Genomic DNA, 18,261 nt, shown 5'->3' on the forward strand with positions numbered 1-18,261 from the left:
CGACAGACTTGGGGAACCCCGCCGAAGGAATGGAGTGCGGGCCGACAGAACGGTATCCGCGGATATGAGACTGAGCCGAAGGCGTCGACGACATGCCGGGGGCGGACCGGGACGGGTTAACGGCAGGCCCCGCCGACCGATTGCAAGCGGTCGGCGGGGCCATTGTGGCTCTTGACAGCGGATTGGGTCATATGAGCGAACGGGATGGTGCGCCCACAGGGGCGCATTTTTCTTGCCGCGCCAACTTTTTGGACCGTCGTGAGCCTACTGGAACATCCTCCAAAGTGGTTAATAAACCGCGCGCAGTGGCCCGTGCGCCCGCCGCCGCGATAGGGGGAGCGTCGCCTCTCTGCTCCAAAGCGGACAGACTCCTTACCCCGTACGCCTAAAACTCCCCAGTTGACCGAAAACCCGCCGTCGCTACTCCTCAACTGAGCTATAACGTTAAACAATTGCAGCGTTTTTGCATGGGGGAGTGATGGTATGACGCTACTGTATTTCCTTACCCTGTTTCCGCTGGTACCGGCGCTGGGCATGCTGCTCGCGCGCGGTGACCGCGCCCGCGATGCGGTAGGGCTTGTAGGCTCCGGCATTATTATGGCGGTGACAGTTGTAGTCGCCGTCATGTTTTTTGGCACGGGTCCTCAGAGCTTTGAGGTCGCCCCCGGCACCTCGCATGTGCTCTCGATCATCAGCTCCGTCATCGACGTAATTCTGTGCGCCGTCATCCTGTACAACGCGTTCAAATATAGGAACGCGCTTACCGGTGTGCTCGGCGTGGTGCAGCTGGTGGGCTCGCTCGCCTTTGCAGCTATGACGCTGCCCGCGACCGAAGCCGTCACGGCAACGCCGCTCTACCTGGATTACATGAGTGTGATCATGGTGCTTGCCGTCGGCATTGTCGGCAGCCTTATCTGCGTGTACGCCCTGGGCTACATGAAGGACTTCCAGGCCCACGACGAGCACGAGGCCGCGCTGCGCGGGCAGGCGGCGCCCGACCGACGCCCGCAGTTCCTGGCGCTTATGTTCCTGTTCCTCTCGGCCATGTTCGTCATCGTGACAAGCGACAACCTTGAGTGGCTGTTCTGTGGCTGGGAAATCACCACCGTGTGCTCGTTCCTCATGATTGGCTACACGCGCACGCCCGAGGCCATAAAAAACGCTTTCACCCAGATCATCCTCAACATGCTGGGCGGCATCGCGTTTTTGGCCGGACTCATATACCTGCACGTTAACGGCATGCCGCTGACCATCTCAGGCATGATCGAGCTTTCCGGCGCCGGAACCGCGCAATCCGCGCTGCTGGTCATGCCGGTCCTGTTGCTGTCGCTTGCCGCGCTCACCAAGGCCGCGCAGATGCCGTTCCACACTTGGCTGTTGGGTGCCATGGTTGCCCCCACGCCCACGAGCGCCCTGCTGCACTCGTCCACCATGGTCAAAGCCGGCGTGTTCCTGATGGTCAAGCTGAGCCCGCTCTATGCCATCTATCCCGTGACCGGCTTTATGGTCACGAGTGTGGGTGCCATCACGTTTTTGCTCGCTGCCCTCATGGCCATCTCGCAGAGCAACGCCAAACGCGTGCTCGCGTACTCCACCATCTCCAACTTGGGCCTTATCAGCGCCTGCCTGGGCGTCGGCGCGCCCGAGGCCGTGTGGGCCGCGATCTTCCTGATCCTGTTCCACACGGTGGCCAAGTCGCTGCTGTTCCTGTGCGTAGGCACGGCCGAGCATCATATCGGCAGCCGCAATATCGAGGACATGGACGGCATGTTCAGCCGCATGCCGCACCTGACGCGTCTGATGATGCTGGGCATTATGGGCATGTTCGTGGCCCCGTTTGGCATGCTCGTGTCCAAGTGGGGCGCCCTGGTGGCGTTTGCGCAGACCGGCAACGTGCTCATGATCATGGTGCTTGCCTTTGGCTCGGCCGCGACGTTCTTCTTCTGGGGCAAGTGGCTTGCCAAGCTTTCGGGCGTCGACCCCACGGCTCAAAACGTTGAGGTCAATGTCCATAAGACCGAATGGGTGGCCCTCAACACCATCGCCGCGCTGCTGATTCTGTGCTGCGTGGCGTTCCCGGTTATCTCGAGCGGTCTGGTGTCGCCTTACTTGGCCATGGTGTTTGGCCGCGTGCCGTACGTTATTGGCAAGGATGCCATGTATCTGATGGTGGTTATCGTGGCTTTTATCGCCGTGGTGCTGCTGACTTCATTCCGCGTGAGCAACAAACCGCACGTAAACGTATATCTTTCGGGCGTGGGAACCGACAATTACCGCCATTTCCGCGGCTCGATGGGACACGAGGTGAAGGCCGAAAAGCGCAATTGGTACTCGGAGGACGCCCTTGGCGAGAAGCGTATTGGCCCCGCGGGTAGCGTCGTGTGCTGCAGCATTATCTTGTTTGCGCTGCTGTGTTGCGCGTGGATTGGGCCCGAGAGACTTGCCATGAGTGCGCCCTCGGTGCTGCGCGGTAAGTATTTTGAAGGTTCGGGTGTCGTGGGCATATTTATTGGTACCGTGGCGTTTGCCTTGATTGCGCCGCTTGTGGGTGGCCTGATCGACGGCCTTGACCGCAAGCTTTCGGCCCGCATGCAGGGCCGTGTGGGCCCGCGCCTGCTGCAACCGTTCTACGACGTTGCCAAGCTGCTGCGCAAGGCTCCTGCCAGCGTAAACACCATGGACGATACCTATATGGCATGTGCGCTCATCTTTACCGTGGTAGGCGGCGGCATCTTTGTGTCGGGTTCCAACACGCTGCTGTGTGCTTTTATGGTGACGCTCGCCGCGATCTTTGTGGTGCTGGCATCCGCCTCGACGCAAAGCCCGTTTGCGCAGGTCGGCGCCGATCGCGAGTTGCTGCAGGTTATGAGCTACGAGCCCGCCGTTCTGCTGATGAGCGTGGGCCTGTATCTCGCCACCGATAGCTTTGATTCCATCGCCGTGACCGGGCAGTCGGCGCCCATCATCGTGTACAGTGCGCCCATTTTCCTTGCGCTGCTCGCGGTGCTCACCATCAAGCTGCGTAAGTCGCCGTTTGACCTTTCGTACTCGCATCACGCGCATCAGGAGATTGTCCAGGGCGTCGCCACCGAGATGAGCGGCAGCACGCTGGCCAAGATGACCCTTATGCACTGGTGCGAGACCGTGCTGTTTTTGATGTGGGTGGGCATGTTCTTTGTTTGGGACAACCCGGTGAGCTGGGTGGTCGCCCTGGTCGTCATGGCCGCGACGTATTTTGTCGAGGTGCTGATCGACAACACCTTCGCCCGTAGCACCTGGCGCAGCTGCTTTAAGCTCGGCTGGGGCGTGGCGCTGGTGTTTGGCCTGCTCAACCTTATGCCCATCCTCGTCGACGTGTTTATTTAGGAGGCGGCATCCATGGATCATAAAATGTCGCGCTCGCCGTGGGTTATTCATTACGACGGCTCGAGCTGCAACGGATGCGATATCGAGGTGCTTGCTTCGCTCACGCCACTGTTCGACGCGGAGCGCTTTGGCGTGGTCAACACCGGCAACCCCAAGCATGCGGATATCTTTTTGGTGACGGGGTCGGTCAATGCCCAGAACCTGCCCGTCGTGCGCCAGATCTACAACCAGATGCTCGAGCCCAAGTGCGTGGTGGCCTGCGGCATCTGCGCGTGTTCGGGCGGCGTATTCCGCGATGCCTATAACGTGATCGGCGGCGTGGACCGCGCAATCCCCGTGGACGTGTACGCGCCCGGGTGTGCCATTCGCCCCGAGACCATGATCGATGCCATCGTGGAGGCGTGCGGCATCCTGGACCAGAAGGAGGCCGTGATGCGCGCCGGCGGCGATCCGCTTACCGTGGGCGGTGCCGCTACCTGGGACGGTGGTGTTGAGCTGGGCGAGGACGGGTTTGTGGCAGCTGCGGGGGCCGGCGACGCGACCGCCGGGAAGTCCGCCACGCCCGCCGCTGCAAAGGAGGCCGAGTAATGCAAAAGGCTATCTATACCACCGTCGGGATCGACGAGCTCCTGTCGCATGTCCAGGCGCTTAAGGGCGTCGGTGCACGCTTTGTGCAAATGCACGCCGAGCGCAGCGTCGACGACGGCTCGTATCGCTTGGTCTATACGTTTATCAACGTTCGTGCTGCTCAGAAGCATATTGCGCAGGACGGCAGCTATGCGATTGAGAGCCTGGTGGTCAAGGGCATCGATCAGTACCAGGAGATTCCGTCCATCAGCTCGTACTATCCGGCGGTATTTCCGTTTGAGAACGAAGCGCACGACCTGTTTGGGCTTGCCATCACCGACATGCAGATCGACTTTAAAGGCTTTTTCTACCAGGTTTCGACTGCCGAGCCCATGAGCGTTATCACGCCCGAGGTGAAGGCTGCGCGCGAGAAGGCCATGAAGGTCCGCGCGGCTGCCGAGGCCAAGGCGCGCAAAGCCGCGGCCGAGAAGGCCGCCGCGGCTGCGGCCGCTGCGGGGGAGGGCGTTGTGGGCGCTGGCGATGCTGCGGGCGCCTCTGCTCAGCCCGCTGCGGCAACCGGCTCCGATGCTCAGCACGATGAGGCTGCTGCGAAGGCCGCGCTCAAGGCCGCCGAGATGGAGGCAAAGCTCGCCGCCATGGATCCCGAGAAAGCGGCCAAGGTCCGCGCGGCGCTTGCCGCCAAGGCCGCCCGCGACAAGCAGAAAGAGGAGGCGTAAGGCCCATGGCACATCGCTCCGTTATTCCGTTTGGCCCGCAGCACCCGGTGCTGCCCGAGCCGCTTCATCTGGACCTGGTGATCGAGGACGACCGCGTCATCGAGGCAATTCCGCAGATCGGCTTTGTGCACCGCGGGCTCGAGAAGCTCACCGAAAAGCGCGATATGCATCAGTTTGGCTACATCGCCGAGCGCATCTGCGGCATTTGCGCCGTGGGCCACAGCTGCGGCTATGCCAGCGCCTGCGAACGCATGCTCGACATCGAGGTGCCCGGCCGCGTGCAGTATATTCGCACCATTCTGCACGAGCTTTCGCGCATCCACTCGCATCTGCTGTGGCTGGGCCTGCTCGCCGACGCCTTTGGTTTTGAGGCGCTGTTCTATCGGTCGTGGACCCTGCGCGAGCAGATTCTCAAGATCTTTGAGCGCACGTGCGGCGGGCGTGTGATTCTGTCGATTAACGAGATCGGCGGCCTTAAGCACGATATCGAGGACTCCGAGCTGGCGGGCATTGTCCAGACGCTCGACGCCATGCGCCCCGACTACGAGGCCCTGGTGCATACGTTTTTGGACGACGACAGCTGCGGCGAGCGTCTGCATGGCGTGGGCGTGATCAGCAAGAAGGACGCGCTGGAGCTTTCGATGGTCGGCCCGTTTGGGCGCGCCTCGGGCGTGGACTATGACGTGCGCATGTTTGGCGACGGCGCCTATGCGGATCTGGCTGCGTTTGAGCCAATTGTCGCTACCGATGGCGACTGCTATGCCCGCTGCCAGGTGCGTTGCGCCGAGGTCACGCAGGCTATGGACATCATCAAGGAGCTTGTGGGCAAGATTCCGCACGACGGTATCGGTGGGCGCACCAAGCTTACGCCAGCCGACGGCGCGCGCGGCGAGGTTGTGATTGAGCAGCCGCGCGGCGAGGCGTATTACTATGTGCGCGGCAACGGCACCAAGAACTTGGACCGTTTTCGCGTGCGCACGCCGACGTCGCAAAATCTGGCGGGTCTGACGCATGCGCTGCAGGGCGTGCTCATTGCCAACGTGCCCATGATTATCCTGACCATCGACCCCTGCATTAGCTGCACGGAAAGGTAGGCACGGCATGAGTTTGCTGACATTTGCCAAGACGGCCTTGGGTTCTATGGTCAAGCAGCCGGTAACGGTGCGCTATCCGCAGGAGAAGCTCGCGGCACCCGAGCGCCTGCGCGGGCATATCGTCAACGATATGGACGTGTGCATCTGCTGCGGCATGTGCGCGCGCCGTTGCCCGGCGGGTGCACTTGCGGTCGATCGCAAGGGCGGAACGTGGTCGATTGACCCGTATGCCTGCGTGGTGTGCGGTGAGTGCATCGAGAGCTGCCCCAAGCACTGCCTGACTATGGACACCGCCCGCACTCCAGTCGCAGCGGACAAGACTCCCACAGTAGAAACCAAACCGGAATAGCGCTGGAATAGAACTGGAATAGGGGCCGGTGGGGCAAAAATGCCCCACCGGCCCCGCGCGTGAACGCGTGTGCGGGCCGCCACGCGACCCGTCCAGCCCGAAAATGACCCGCCTGCCACGAAATGGGCCCATTTACTACTTTTGGGCGCCAATCCCCAACCACGGCAAAAAATGTGAAAACAAAACCGCAGGTAGAACGCCTGCGGTTTTCCGGAAAACGGGGGTATGGTCGGGGGTATCGAGTCAAACGTAGTAGATGGGCAGGTTTCGTGGCGAGCGGTTCCAGCTGATCCCTTGGGAACGGAGGGAAACGGATCATTTTGGTCTCGCGAGGCTTGCGGAGGCGCTCGTGCAGGGCCGCCCGAACAAAACTATGCCGGTTTACTACGATGAACTCGACATTCCCGACCATGACTGCATTTTTCTAAATATCGCAAGCGTTCTACCTGCGGTTTTGGAAGCGCGCAATTTGCCGTGGTCGAAGGTGGGCGATTCATCGTAGTAAACCGACATAGTTTTGAAATGGCATTAAATCGATAGCAGCCATTTTGCTATGCCGGGGTGGTCGGTTGTTGGGTAATTACCCTCGCAGGTAGGCGATGGCGATCTGCGTGCGGTTGCGTAGGCCCATTTTGGCAAGGATCGAGCTGATGTGGTTGCGCACCGTGCCTTCGCCCATGTAAGCGGCGGCGGCAATCTCCTTGTTATCGAGGCCGCGGGCGATGAGCTCGGCGACTTCGAACTCACGGTCGGTCAGGCTGGCAAAGGCGGCGGGTCGGCGAGGCGTGCTGGCATCGGCGCCTGTCCCGTCAAAATCGATGTCCTCGATCGCCTTGCCCTCGAGCACGCGTTTGCCGTCCATGACCTGCGCCAACGCCGGTGGAATAGCGGCGACATCGGTTTTGATCAGGTAGCCGCGGGCGCCCAGCTTGAGCGCCGACACAATGTACTCGTCATCCGAGAATGTTGTCAGAAACACCACGCGCGCCGCAGGGTCGCGCTCGAGGATCTCGCGCGCCGCCGATAGGCCGTCGCGTCCCGGCATCTGAATGTCGAGCAGTGCAATATCGGGTGCGTGTTCGGCATAGAGCGAAACCGCGTCGTTGCCGTTGGCGCCGGTGCCCACTACCTCGATCTGCGGCTGGGCGCCCAGGATAATCTTGAGCGAATCGACCACTAGGCGGTCGTCGTCGACAACAATGAGCCTCATCGGGCCTCATCTCCTTGCTGTTTGGGGACGGTGGCAAACACGCGCCAGCCGCCGACGCCGGCGCGCGGGCCGGCGGTGAAGGTGCCGCCAAGCGCCTCGACGCGCTCGCGCATGGAGCCGAGCCCCATGCCCTCGGCGGCGCCGCGACCGCCCGTCTGGGTCCCGCCCATGCCATCGTCGGTAACGATGAGCTGGTAAAACGATGGATGCTCCATGCATCGCACAGCAACGTTTTGCGCGCGGGCGTGGCGCATGGTGTTGGATAGCGCCTCGCGCAGGACCGCCGCAAAGCAGTTGGCGACGTTTGCGGGCGCATGTTCGGTCATAACTTCAAGCTCAATCTGCGGGCCGCCGTCCGAGCGTGCGCCTTCAACAATGCGTTCGAGCTGCACGGAAAGATCGACGGCGTTGTCGTTGAGCGCGTGGACGCTGGTGCGCACAAGCTGGAGCGCCTCGTCAACGGTGTGCTTGACGTCGGCGAAATCGGCGGCGACGCCGGGTTCATCGGCGTGGACTATGCACAGGGCCTCGGTCTGCAGCGAGGTACGCGTGAGCTGGTGCCCGACGTTATCGTGGATCTCGCGCGCGATGCGGGCGCGTTCGGCGAGCGTCGCGAGCTCGACTTCGTAGTCCTGGCGATCGGCAAGATCGCGGTTGCGCGCTTCGAGCGCGAGGGCTCGTTCCTGCAGCTCGTCGCGGGTGCGGCGCATGCGCTGCTGCTCGCGTTCCAACTGGGCGGTGCGCAGCGATAGCAAGGTAGCGGCAACCGAAAGGATGGCAGTCAGCAGGAGCGTTCGGGCGGTGAGCGCGTCGGTGCGAAGGTCCGCGACAAGCGCAAAGACAAAGGTGGCGCCAATGCCCAGCGCGGCCCAGGCGTGCTCACGGCGCACCCGCCGCGCGATGTCATAGAGGGCGAGAGGCGCAAACGGCACAAACGGCGGCACGAAGACAGCCGCGATGATGTAAGCGCAGCTCGCGGTCTCGCTCGCGCGCCGGGCGCTTTTCCCCTGCGCGAGCTCAGCCAGCGAGGTGGCAATAACGCCAAGGCAAAACGCCGCGACCAGGCGAGCGTCCACAGCAAGGCCCAGAGCGGCTGCGATACAGCACGCCAGCACAATCGATTTGTCGAAAAGCCTGTTCATACGGGTATTGTACGCGAAGCCGCGCGTGGTGGAGGGGCCGCCCGGGGCAACCGTGACATTCCTCCCGCGCGGCAAATCGGCGTCGATCGCTCGCGCGAGCGGGGGTTTCGCCTCCGCCCCCCTCACTCGTGACAAAGCTCACTGGTGCGCGCCGCCCGCTCCTGCGATGATGAAATCGTACCGGGCCACGACCAACAGAAGGGCCGCCTCATGACAGACATCGTCCATGTCGAAAACCTCGTCAAGCGCTATGACGATCTTATTGCGCTCGACCACTTTAACCTGAGCATCGCCCCCGGCGAGATCTTTGGCCTGCTGGGCCCCAACGGCTCGGGCAAGACCACGTCCATCAACTGTATCCTGCAGCTGCTCGCCTACGACAAAGGCACCATCGAGCTGTTCGGCGAGCCCATGACGCCCGCCCGCTACGACCTCAAGCGCCGCATCGGCGTGGTGCCGCAGCAGGTGGCGGTGTTTGACGAGCTCACGGTGCGCGAGAACATCGACTATTTCTGCAGCCTCTACGTTAACGACCGCAAGCGCCGCCGCGCGCTGGTGGACGAGGCGATCGACTTTGTCGGGCTGGGCGACTTTACCAAGTTTCGTCCCGGCAAGCTTTCGGGCGGACTGGCGCGCCGCCTCAACATTGCCTGCGGCATCGCACACAAGCCCGAGCTCATCTTCTTTGACGAGCCCACGGTGGCGGTCGACCCCCAGAGCCGCAACGCCATCCTGGAGGGCATCTGCCGCCTGCGCGACGAGGGCGCTACGGTGGTGTATACCAGCCATTACATGGAGGAGGTCGAGCAGATCTGCAGCCGCATCATGATCATGGACGGCGGCCGCGTGCTGGCGCAGGGCACCAACGACGAGCTTAAGCGCATGATCCAGATGGGCGAGCGCGTGACTGTTGAGGTCGGTGCCGTCGAGGCCGCCACGGTCGAGCGACTGCGCGCCCTCGAGCACGTGCTTTCGGTCGAGCTGTCCGGCGGCGAGCTCGTCTGCACCTGCGAGGCGAGTCCGCACAATCTGGTCGACATCCTCGACACGCTGCGTGCTGCCGACGTGGCGCTCGGCCGCGTGTGGAGCGAACCGCCGACCCTCAACGACGTGTTCCTCGAGATCACCGGCCGCGAGCTGCGCGACTAGGGGGCAGCCATGTTCAACACCATCATCACTACGGTCAAGACGCTGCTGCGCCGGCCGAGCACGTGGGTCTGGGGTGCTCTCTTTCCCGTCGCACTTTCCACGATGTTCATGTTTATGTTTGCTAACCTCAGCTCCGACGGCAAGATCGACCCGGTGCCGGTTGCCGTCGTGGCGGACGAGGCTTGGGACGCTTCGACCTTTAAGGGCGTGGCGACGTCGCTTGCCAAGGAAGACAACGATCAGCTGCTCGAGATCCACGAGTGCGAGGATGTGGACGCCGCGAACCGTGCGCTCAAGTCCGGCGAGGTCGCGGGCATCTATACGGTTGATGCCGCGGGCACGCCCAGGCTCACGCTGCTGTCGAGTTACGACAGCTCGCGCGCCTCGTCGGTGCTCACCGACCGCAGCATCCTTGAAACGGTGGCAAGCTCGTATACGCAAAATGTCGAGCTCATGCGCCAGATTGCCCAGGACAACCCGGCGGCGCTCGCCGATCCGGCGGCGGTTGCGCACGCCCTGTCGCTCGAGGGCGGAACCCGCCGCATGAGCCTGACTCGTGCCACGCCCGATGGCACGGTCATCTACTATTACGCGCTTTTTGGCCTGGTCGCGATGATGTCTGCCGAGTTTGCCGCCTTGAGCGTCGTCGATTTGCAGCCTAATCTGTCGGGCCTTGGCGCGCGCCGCTGCGTGGGCGGTCTTTCCAAGACGGCGTCGCTGGCCGGCATTTTTGTCGGCTCGTGGCTGGTTTCCTTTGCATCGATGGCGGTTGCGATCGGCTACGTGCGCCTGGTCGTGGGCGTCGACTTTGGCGGGCGCGAGGGGTTGTGCCTGCTGGGCGGGGCTGCATCCGCGCTTGCCGCCACGGGCCTGGGGCTTTTTGTGGGCACGCTTCCCGTTAAGGGCGGCAAGGCATCCAAGTCGGGCATCCTCACGGGCTTTGCCACCACGTGCGCCCTGTTTGCCGGCCTCTACGGCGAGCCGGCGATGGCGCTTGCCGACGACGTCGCCCGCGCTTGTCCGGTCGAGTGCTGGCTCAACCCCGTCAAGCTCATCTGCGACATGTTCAATCGCCTGTATTTCTTTGAGGACCTGGGGCCCTTCGCTGTTCGCGCCGGCGCGCTCGTCCTGATGGCCCTGGTGTTTGTCGCCGCCGCTACGCTGATCTTTGGAAGGAGCCGCTATGAGCACCTTTAAGACCGCGCTTCGCATGGCGCTGGCGCACCCGTTCTACCTGCTCATCTATACGGTGTTCATCTCGCTCATGGGCGTATTCATCGCGGCTTCGGTGAGCTGGAACTCGTCGCAGCTTACCGAGTACAAGCCCTACGACACCAACGTGATCGTGGTCGACCGCGACAATAGCGACCTTTCGCGGGCGCTTACCAAGCACCTGGGCTCACGCTTTGACCTGGTCACGGGCGTCGGCGACGACACATACGACCTTGCCGACGCGCTCTCCAAGAGCAACAGCGCCAAGGGCAGTGCCGATTGCGTGTTCTTTATCCCGGAGGGGTTTGAGGACGATCTTGTTGCAGCCGCCCGTGCGGGGGAGGCCCTGCCCAAGCTCGACGTGACCTATGGTTCCGGCACCATGGCGGCGGCGCTTTCGTCCGCCGAGGCCTCGCGCTGGATCTCGCTCGCGGGCGCTGCGGCGGCGCTTGAACCCGCTGCCTCCAACGGTGACGTCGCAAGGGCCGCCGAGCACGCGGCCGCAAAGCGCGCGGAGGTCCAGATCGAGCAGGTCAAGGTCGACTCGACTGCTGCTACCACGCTCGAGTCGTACTTCAACTTTGGCGCGTACGCGATCATCTCGTCGGTCATCGTGTCGGTGGGACTGGTGTTTTCGGGCATGAACGAGCCCGAGCGCGTGCGCCGCATGGATGCCAGCCCGGTCTCTGAGCGCCAGCGTTCGCTCGCTGTGTTCGCGGCCGCCGCCGTGCTCGCCGTCTGCATCTGGCTCGTGTCGAGCATGATGGGCGTCGTGGGCTTTGCCAGCGCGGTTGCCGAGGTCGGCGTGGGTCGCGTGTGCCTAGCGCTGGCGGCAACGTTTGCCCTGGCGTGCACGCCGCTGGCTGTTGGCTTTATGCTGTCGAGCCTGGGTGCGCGCGAGGAGCTGCTCAACGGTGTGGGCAACTTACTCGGCATGCTCATGACGTTTTTGGGTGGCGCCTGGATGCCGCTGTCGCTGATGGGTTCGGCCGTGCAGACGGTGGCGCACTTTGTGCCGACGTATTGGGTGAACGACGCGATCGGCAAGGCGCTTACCTCTGACCTGACGTCTGCCGCGCTGGACGACATCGCCTGCGACCTGGGCGTCACGGTGCTCTTCGCCGCCGCCATCGCCGCCGTAGGCCTAGCCCTCGCCCACAACAAATCCAGCGTCTAGCCACCTAGTCATTGGGGACAATCTTTGCCGATCCGCCGGCAGGGCTGGCAGGGACTGTCCCAATATGTCGGCACTTGGGGACCACTCATTGGGGACAGACTTAAATGAGCGATTTCACTCATTTAAGTCTGTCCCCAATGAGTAGGTTGGAAAATAGTTCGCGCACGTCGCTTAAAAATAGTTCGCCCGGGTTTACTATTAGCCTAGAAAAGTAGCAGAAGGCTAACAACGGGGGATAGCATGGCGACAAAGCGTGCCTACGTCCAGGTCAACGGACTCAAGAAACACTACGGCGACGGCGATGCGCGCCTGACGGTACTCGACGGCATCGACACGTCCATCAACCGCGGCGAGATCTGCGTCATGCTGGGGCCCTCGGGCTCGGGCAAGTCGACCTTTCTCAACCTGATCGGCGGCCTGGAGGATGCCGACGGCGGCTCCATCATGGTGGACGGCTGCGATCTCACGGCGCTCAAGCCCGCCGATCTGGGCGAGTACCGACGCCGCGAGCTGGGCTTTGTCTTCCAGTTCTACAACCTGGTGCCCGACCTTACCATCAAGGAAAACATCGAGGTCACGGCGCACCTGTCCAAAAACCCGCTCAATGTCGACGATCTGCTGCGTTCGCTGGGCCTCTACGAGCACCGCAACAAGTTTCCGCGCCAGGTCTCGGGCGGCCAGCAGCAGCGCTGCGCCATCGGTCGTGCGCTCGTCAAAAACCCGGGCCTGCTGCTGTGCGACGAGCCCACGGGCGCGCTCGACTACAAGACATCCAAGGAAATCTTGCAGCTCATGGAGGACGTCAACCGCACTTACGGCTGCACCATCATCATTGTCACCCACAATGCCGCCATCGCGCGCATGGCAAATCGCGTGCTGCGCCTGCGCGACGGGCGCATCGTCGAGGACGAGCTCAACGAGTCGCCCGTCGCGGCCGCCGAGCTCGATTGGTAGGCGGCGCCATGACACCTCTCGCAAAACGTCTCCCGCGCGAGCTGCGCCGCAATATCGGCAAGTACCTGGGCATCTTTTTGCTTATGTGCGGAAGCATCGCCCTCACGTCGGGCTTTTTGCTCGCGGCGCATTCCATCGGCTGCCTCATTGACGACATGCGCGACGACTACACGATTGAGGACGGCCGCGTGACTACCTCCTTCGAGGCCACCAAAGATCAGCTCAAGGCTGCCGAAGACGCGGCTGAGGACGTCGGCGGCGTTACGTTCTACAAGAATTTCTCCATCGACGCCATCATCAAAAAGGCGGCTGGCGACGACGGCACCAAGCGCACCCTGCGCACCTACGCGCATCGCACCAAGGTTGACATTGCGTCCTACTGCGAAGGCAGGCAGCCCAAGACGGACGATGAGGTGGCAATCGACCGTGTCTTCGCCACCAACAACGACCTCGCCGTGGGTGATAAGGTCGAGCTTGAGGGCCGCACCTACACCATCTGCGGCATCATGACCCAGCCCGATAGCCAGGCGCTGTTCCTCGACAATTCGGACTTTACGGTGAACACCATCACGTACGGCGTGGCCGAGGTCACCGACGCCGGCTTTGCCGCGCTTGAGGACGCCGGCGGCGCGCCTGCCTACACCTACTCCTTTACCTTTACCGATCGCGACCTCCCCACCGCGGATCGCATCGATGCGGAGCAGGATATGGTCGAGGCGCTGACCGATGCCGATGCGCGCGTGGACGATCTGATCGATGCCGATTCCAATCAGGGCATTGGCTATGCGCGCGACGACGTGGACGGCGACTCCATGATGTGGATGACGCTGCTCAACATTATCATCGTGATCATGGCGTTTGTCTTTGTGGTGCTCACCGACGCCACCATCGAGGAGGAGAGCGCCATCATTGGCACACTGCTCGCCAGCGGCTATCGCCGCCGCGAGATCGTGCTGCACTACCTGGCACTTCCCGCCATCGTGGGCGTGGTCGCGGCGCTTTTGGGCACCGCGCTCGGCGTCGCGTTCTTTACCGAGCCCATGCGCGGCCTCTATTACGGTTCGTACAGCCTGCCTCCCTTCCAGGTGTACTGGAGCTGGGAGATTTTTGTGAAGTGCGCCGTGGTTCCCGCTGCCGCGCTCATCCTCATTACGCTGGTGGGCCTGCTTCGCAAGATGGGCAAGACGCCGTTGCAGTTCCTTCGTCACGAGGCGAGCGGCAAATCGGGCACCAAGCGCGGCCTGCAGCTGCCGGAGCGCATGGGCTTTGTCTCGCGCTTTCGCCTGCGCATCTTCCTGCGCAACCTGGGCAACTTCGCCACGCTCTTCGTGGGCATTGCGTTTGCCTCGCTGCTGCTGCTCTTTGGCCTGGCGATTCTGCCCACGATGACGCATTACGCCGACAACCTCGAGACAAGCCTGGTCGCCGAGCACCAGTACACGCTCAAGGCTCCGCTAGAGCTTGAGGGTACTGCCGAGGAGCGCGGGCAGTGGGCGGCGCTCGAGCGCTTGCAGTCGGTGGATGGTGCGCTGCTCTCCGCCGCTCAGGATGCCAGCGACGAGCTCGATGACGCGGCCGATGCGGCGCAGACGGCAGCCGATGCCGCGACCGCATCTCCGTCTGCCGAGAGTCTGGCCGCAGCGCAGGATGCGCTCGCCAAGGTCCAGGACAAGAAAGATACGCTTTATACGCGCCTCGATGACCTTGCCGATGCCCTCGGCTGCGACCGCGACGAGGCTATCGACCTGATCGACAAGGCCTCTAAGATCGACACTGACAACGACGACATCCACCCGGTCAATTCGACCGACAACGGCGCGGGCGCAATCGCGCAGGCCGAGAAATATGCCGTCTACCAGCTGCAATACGACCGCGGCGATGGTAATGGCGAGGAGACGATTTCCGTCTACGGCATCTCGCCTGATTCGCGCTACTGGAAGGGCCTCAACATCGGCGACGGGCACGTCGTCTTTGGCGGCGGCCTGCTCGACAAGTTTGGCTGGAGCGAGGGCCAGAAGGTCGAGCTTCGCGACAAGTACGAGGCTCGGGATTATTCCCTTGAGTACGCGGGCAAGGGCTGCTCCTGGGGCTCAAAGTCGGACATGAATATCTATATGAGCATCGATGACTTTAACGAGCTGTTCGACAACGATGCCGCCTACTTCAACGGCTATGTGAGCAACGAGAAGCTCGACCTCGACGCGCGCTACTTTGCCGGCGACACCACGCCCGACGACATGCGCGCCGTGGGCGACCAGTTTATCGGCATGATGAGCAAAATGATCGGCATGATGGTCGGGCTCGCGGTGTTTATCTTCCTGCTGTTTATGTACCTGCTGACCAAGGCGGTGATCGACCACAGCGCCCGTTCGATCAGCTACATGAAAGTCTTTGGCTATCGCGATAGCGAGATCTCGCATCTGTACATCCGCTCGATCACGCTGTGCGTGGCGGTGTCACTCGTGCTGAGCCTGCCCGTGATCATTGGCTCGCTGACCGCGATTTTCCGCTCGATGCTGCTCGCCTACAACGGCAATATCGAGATCTACGTGCCCGCTTGGTCCATGGCTGCATGCATCGGCATCGGCTTTGCGACCTACCTGGTCGTGGCGCTGCTACACACGCGCTCCATCAAGCGCGTCAGCCTGGCCGAAGCCCTCAAGGTGCAGGAGTAGTCATCGGGGACAGTCTTTGCCGATTCGCTGGCCGGGCGGCAAGCACTCATTTAAGTCTGTCCCCAATGAGTGCCTAGCGACTCGGCGTTGTGCTTGACTTCAACCCCACTTCAACGGGTACCATCCTCTATGTCTGTAACGCCATATAGACCGAGGGGATAGATCTATGACCGCAACCGCACCCGCAGCACCGGCAAAGGTGTACTTCACCAACCTGCGCACGCATGCTCGCGAGAGCCAGCTCGACAAGCTCAAGCGCCTCATCCGCCGCGCTGGTATCGAGCGGATCGACTTTGAGAACAAGTTTGTCGCCATCAAGATTCACTTTGGTGAGCTGGGCAACCTGAGCTTTTTGCGCCCCAACTACGCCCGAGCCGTCGCGGACGTCGTGAAGGAGCTGGGCGGCAAGCCCTTCCTTACCGACTGCAACACGCTCTATGTGGGTAGCCGCAAAAATGCGCTCGAGCACATCGACACCGCCTACCAGAACGGCTTTACCCCGTACGCCACGGGCTGCCAGATCATCATCGCCGACGGCCTCAAGGGCACCGACGAGGCGCTCGTCCCGGTCGAGGGCGGCGAGTACGTGCGCGAGGCAAAGATCGGCCAGGCACTCATGGATGCCGACATCGTGATTAGCCTCACCCACTTTAAGGGCCATGAGCAGGCCGGCTTTGGCGGCGCCATGAAGAACCTGGGTATGGGCGGCGGTAGCCGTGCCGGCAAGATGGAGCAGCACGCCGCTGGCAAGCCGAGCGTCGATACCACCAACTGCGTTGGCTGCCGTGCCTGCGAGAAGATATGCGCGCACAGCGCCATCACGTTTGACGGTACGCGTGAGCGCGAGCTTGCCAACGGCAGCACTCGCACGGTTCATGTGGCTGCCATCGACCACGATCGCTGCGTGGGCTGCGGACGCTGCATTGCGGCGTGCAACCAGGACTGCATCAAGCCCGACTATGATGCCGCGGCCGACGTACTCAACTACAAGATCGCTGAGTACACCAAGGCCATCGTCGACGGCCGCCCGAGCTTCCACATCTCGCTCGCCATGGACATCAGCCCCAACTGCGACTGCCATCCCGAGAATGACACGCCTATCGTCAACGACATCGGCATGTTCGCGAGCTTCGACCCGGTCGCCATCGACCAGGCCTGCGCCGACGCCGTCCTGGCGTCCGAGCCGCTGCCTAACACCGAGCTTACCGACAGCGCGGCCAAGATGGAGCATAATCACGAGCATCTGGAGGGCGAGCAGGCCAAGGATCCCTTCTGCATCACGCATCCCGACACCGACTGGCGCGCGTGCATCGCGCATGCCGAGAAGATTGGCCTGGGCACGAGCGAGTACGAGCTCATCGAGGTCAAATAGCGCCTAGCTATTGGACATATCAAGCGCTTTTGTAGCGCAACGTTAGTAAAAACCGCCCGTGAGCACAGCGCCCACGGGCGGCTTTTTGGAAGTGCTAGGGGCCAGATAGACCAGTAAACCGTACTATTTGCTTAAAAATTCTTGTCGAGGAACTCGTCGACCGTATTCCAGTAGAGCTCGGGGTCAACTTGCGCGCTCTTGGCGTGGGTGGCGCCATGGATGGTGAGCTTTTGCTTGACCTTGCTGGCGCACACGTCGTAGTTTTGGTCGAGCATGTCGTACGGCACAAAGGTGTCCTGGTCGCCGTGGATGAACAACATGGGAACCGTCGCGTGTTTGAGTTGCTCCACACTGCTCGCCTTATGAAAGTCGTAGCCCGCGCGCACGTTGCACACCAAGTTTGCTACATCGAGCAAGGGAAAACTGGGCAGGCCAAATACATCCTTGAGCTGCAGGGAAAACTCGTCCCAAACGCTTGTATAGCCGCAGTCCTCGATAATGCATTTCACATTTGCGGGCAGAGATTCCCCCGCTACGTTCATGGCAGTCGCCGCGCCCATCGACTCGCCAAAGACCAGGATGCGCGCCTTGGGATCGGCCGCAACAATCCGCCCGATCCACGCGACGACATCGAGTCGCTCGGGCCAGCCCATGCCGATGTAGTCACCGCCGGAACGCTCGTGGGCGCGGGCGGCGGGTGCGAGTACGTTCATGCCGCGGTCGTGGAATCGCTTGACGTATCGGGCCATACCGATGGGCTCGTTGGTATATCCATGCAGGCAGACGGCGTAGTCGTGCGTGCTCTCCGACGCAGCATAATACCAGGCGGCAAGCTCGGTCCCGTCATCTGCGGTGAGGCTGCTGCTCTCGCGGTTTTCCTTAAACCACGCCCGTGCCTCGCCCTCCTCGGCGTCAATCTGCTCGCCCTTTTCGGCGTCCTTGCCGTCCTGCATCATCTTCATGGTGTATGGCGCGCGGGGATTCAGCGCGAAGTCAAACAGAAAGTTGCCGGCAAACCCCAGCAGCGCGACAACGACTACCAACGTAACAATGCCGGCTATCTTGAACTTTCGATGGGGGCGTGCGCTTTGAGGCATTTACGGTTCTCCTTAAAGATGTTAATACATCAACATTTAATGCAAGCGCATTATGGACGTTCACCGTTGATGCGTCAACAGGCAAAGAATGGGTAAACAAAGGGTCACGTATGGTGCAAATTTCGCACGCACCCAGACGCTTTGATATAGTGTTGAGAAC

The 18,261-nt window shown here is 62.0% G+C and carries 14 protein-coding genes; 11 read left to right on the forward strand and 3 right to left on the reverse strand.

Annotated features, from left to right (window positions below):
* Window positions 1-483 precede the first annotated feature (483 nt).
* The 5 genes from DWY03_RS03500 to DWY03_RS03520 are packed head-to-tail and all read left to right on the forward strand — an operon-like array spanning window position 484 to window position 6,113.
* Window positions 484-3,366: a proton-conducting transporter membrane subunit gene (locus DWY03_RS03500; protein WP_117564059.1), complete on the forward strand. Its 2,883-nt coding sequence runs from the start codon at window positions 484-486 to the stop codon at window positions 3,364-3,366.
* Window positions 3,367-3,378: 12 nt separating this feature from the next.
* Window positions 3,379-3,954, forward strand: coding sequence for an NADH-quinone oxidoreductase subunit B family protein (locus DWY03_RS03505; protein ID WP_117773676.1), 576 nt, complete (start codon window positions 3,379-3,381; stop codon window positions 3,952-3,954).
* Window positions 3,954-4,670, forward strand: coding sequence for an NADH-quinone oxidoreductase subunit C (locus tag DWY03_RS03510; RefSeq protein WP_117773677.1), 717 nt, complete (start codon window positions 3,954-3,956; stop codon window positions 4,668-4,670). The genes DWY03_RS03505 and DWY03_RS03510 overlap by 1 nt, the downstream gene beginning before the upstream one ends.
* Before the next feature lie 5 nt (window positions 4,671-4,675).
* Window positions 4,676-5,764, forward strand: coding sequence for a nickel-dependent hydrogenase large subunit (locus tag DWY03_RS03515; protein WP_117773678.1), 1,089 nt, complete (start codon window positions 4,676-4,678; stop codon window positions 5,762-5,764).
* A gap of 7 nt (window positions 5,765-5,771) precedes the next feature.
* Entirely contained in the window at window positions 5,772-6,113 is a 342-nt protein-coding gene (locus tag DWY03_RS03520) for a 4Fe-4S dicluster domain-containing protein (RefSeq protein ID WP_117773679.1), read from the forward strand.
* A gap of 580 nt (window positions 6,114-6,693) precedes the next feature.
* Here the strand turns inward: DWY03_RS03520 and DWY03_RS03530 are convergent.
* Together DWY03_RS03530 and DWY03_RS03535 are read right to left on the reverse strand one after the other, a co-directional pair.
* Window positions 6,694-7,323 (reverse strand): response regulator transcription factor, encoded by a 630-nt coding sequence (locus DWY03_RS03530; protein ID WP_117766276.1) that lies wholly within the window; start codon window positions 7,321-7,323, stop codon window positions 6,694-6,696.
* Window positions 7,320-8,465 carry a sensor histidine kinase gene (locus DWY03_RS03535; RefSeq protein ID WP_117778699.1) on the reverse strand — a complete coding sequence of 382 codons (1,146 nt, stop codon included), beginning with the start codon at window positions 8,463-8,465 and terminating at the stop codon, window positions 7,320-7,322. The genes DWY03_RS03530 and DWY03_RS03535 overlap by 4 nt, the downstream gene beginning before the upstream one ends.
* A gap of 210 nt (window positions 8,466-8,675) precedes the next feature.
* On the opposite strand from DWY03_RS03535, the gene DWY03_RS03540 reads away from it, so the two are divergent.
* The 6 genes from DWY03_RS03540 (at window position 8,676) to DWY03_RS03565 (ending at window position 17,004) form a co-directional block, all read left to right on the forward strand.
* Window positions 8,676-9,614, forward strand: coding sequence for an ABC transporter ATP-binding protein (locus DWY03_RS03540; RefSeq protein ID WP_117773693.1), 939 nt, complete (start codon window positions 8,676-8,678; stop codon window positions 9,612-9,614).
* A 9-nt stretch (window positions 9,615-9,623) separates the two neighbouring features.
* Window positions 9,624-10,811: an ABC transporter permease gene (locus tag DWY03_RS03545; RefSeq protein WP_117766270.1), complete on the forward strand. Its 1,188-nt coding sequence runs from the start codon at window positions 9,624-9,626 to the stop codon at window positions 10,809-10,811.
* Window positions 10,798-12,003, forward strand: coding sequence for an ABC transporter permease (locus DWY03_RS03550; protein ID WP_117637170.1), 1,206 nt, complete (start codon window positions 10,798-10,800; stop codon window positions 12,001-12,003). Before DWY03_RS03545 ends, DWY03_RS03550 begins: the two co-directional genes overlap by 14 nt.
* Before the next feature lie 240 nt (window positions 12,004-12,243).
* On the forward strand, window positions 12,244-12,957 hold the full coding sequence (locus DWY03_RS03555) for an ABC transporter ATP-binding protein (RefSeq protein WP_117773681.1): 714 nt from the start codon (window positions 12,244-12,246) through the stop codon (window positions 12,955-12,957).
* Window positions 12,958-12,965: 8 nt separating this feature from the next.
* Entirely contained in the window at window positions 12,966-15,632 is a 2,667-nt protein-coding gene (locus tag DWY03_RS03560; protein WP_117839918.1) for an ABC transporter permease, read from the forward strand.
* A 166-nt stretch (window positions 15,633-15,798) separates the two neighbouring features.
* Window positions 15,799-17,004 carry a DUF362 domain-containing protein gene (locus DWY03_RS03565; protein WP_117839919.1) on the forward strand — a complete coding sequence of 402 codons (1,206 nt, stop codon included), beginning with the start codon at window positions 15,799-15,801 and terminating at the stop codon, window positions 17,002-17,004.
* A gap of 131 nt (window positions 17,005-17,135) precedes the next feature.
* On the opposite strand, the gene DWY03_RS03570 is transcribed toward DWY03_RS03565, so the two are convergent.
* Window positions 17,136-18,101, reverse strand: coding sequence for an alpha/beta hydrolase (locus tag DWY03_RS03570; RefSeq protein WP_117839920.1), 966 nt, complete (start codon window positions 18,099-18,101; stop codon window positions 17,136-17,138).
* Between the last annotated feature and the right edge of the window lie 160 nt (window positions 18,102-18,261).

Origin of the sequence: Collinsella sp. AF23-2 (assembly GCF_003459245.1) — a bacterium.
GTDB lineage: Bacteria > Actinomycetota > Coriobacteriia > Coriobacteriales > Coriobacteriaceae > Collinsella.

What these genes read in the sequence shown, in the direction of transcription:
- DWY03_RS03500 (WP_117564059.1), top strand. Translation starts at nt 484, where the DNA reads ATGACGCTACTGTATTTCCTTACCCTGTTTCCGCTGGTACCGGCGCTG.
- DWY03_RS03505 (WP_117773676.1), top strand. Translation starts at nt 3,379, where the DNA reads ATGGATCATAAAATGTCGCGCTCGCCGTGGGTTATTCATTACGACGGC.
- DWY03_RS03510 (WP_117773677.1), top strand. Translation starts at nt 3,954, where the DNA reads ATGCAAAAGGCTATCTATACCACCGTCGGGATCGACGAGCTCCTGTCG.
- DWY03_RS03515 (WP_117773678.1), top strand. Translation starts at nt 4,676, where the DNA reads ATGGCACATCGCTCCGTTATTCCGTTTGGCCCGCAGCACCCGGTGCTG.
- DWY03_RS03520 (WP_117773679.1), top strand. Translation starts at nt 5,772, where the DNA reads ATGAGTTTGCTGACATTTGCCAAGACGGCCTTGGGTTCTATGGTCAAG.
- DWY03_RS03530 (WP_117766276.1), bottom strand. Translation starts at nt 7,323, where the DNA reads ATGAGGCTCATTGTTGTCGACGACGACCGCCTAGTGGTCGATTCGCTC.
- DWY03_RS03535 (WP_117778699.1), bottom strand. Translation starts at nt 8,465, where the DNA reads ATGAACAGGCTTTTCGACAAATCGATTGTGCTGGCGTGCTGTATCGCA.
- DWY03_RS03540 (WP_117773693.1), top strand. Translation starts at nt 8,676, where the DNA reads ATGACAGACATCGTCCATGTCGAAAACCTCGTCAAGCGCTATGACGAT.
- DWY03_RS03545 (WP_117766270.1), top strand. Translation starts at nt 9,624, where the DNA reads ATGTTCAACACCATCATCACTACGGTCAAGACGCTGCTGCGCCGGCCG.
- DWY03_RS03550 (WP_117637170.1), top strand. Translation starts at nt 10,798, where the DNA reads ATGAGCACCTTTAAGACCGCGCTTCGCATGGCGCTGGCGCACCCGTTC.
- DWY03_RS03555 (WP_117773681.1), top strand. Translation starts at nt 12,244, where the DNA reads ATGGCGACAAAGCGTGCCTACGTCCAGGTCAACGGACTCAAGAAACAC.
- DWY03_RS03560 (WP_117839918.1), top strand. Translation starts at nt 12,966, where the DNA reads ATGACACCTCTCGCAAAACGTCTCCCGCGCGAGCTGCGCCGCAATATC.
- DWY03_RS03565 (WP_117839919.1), top strand. Translation starts at nt 15,799, where the DNA reads ATGACCGCAACCGCACCCGCAGCACCGGCAAAGGTGTACTTCACCAAC.
- DWY03_RS03570 (WP_117839920.1), bottom strand. Translation starts at nt 18,101, where the DNA reads ATGCCTCAAAGCGCACGCCCCCATCGAAAGTTCAAGATAGCCGGCATT.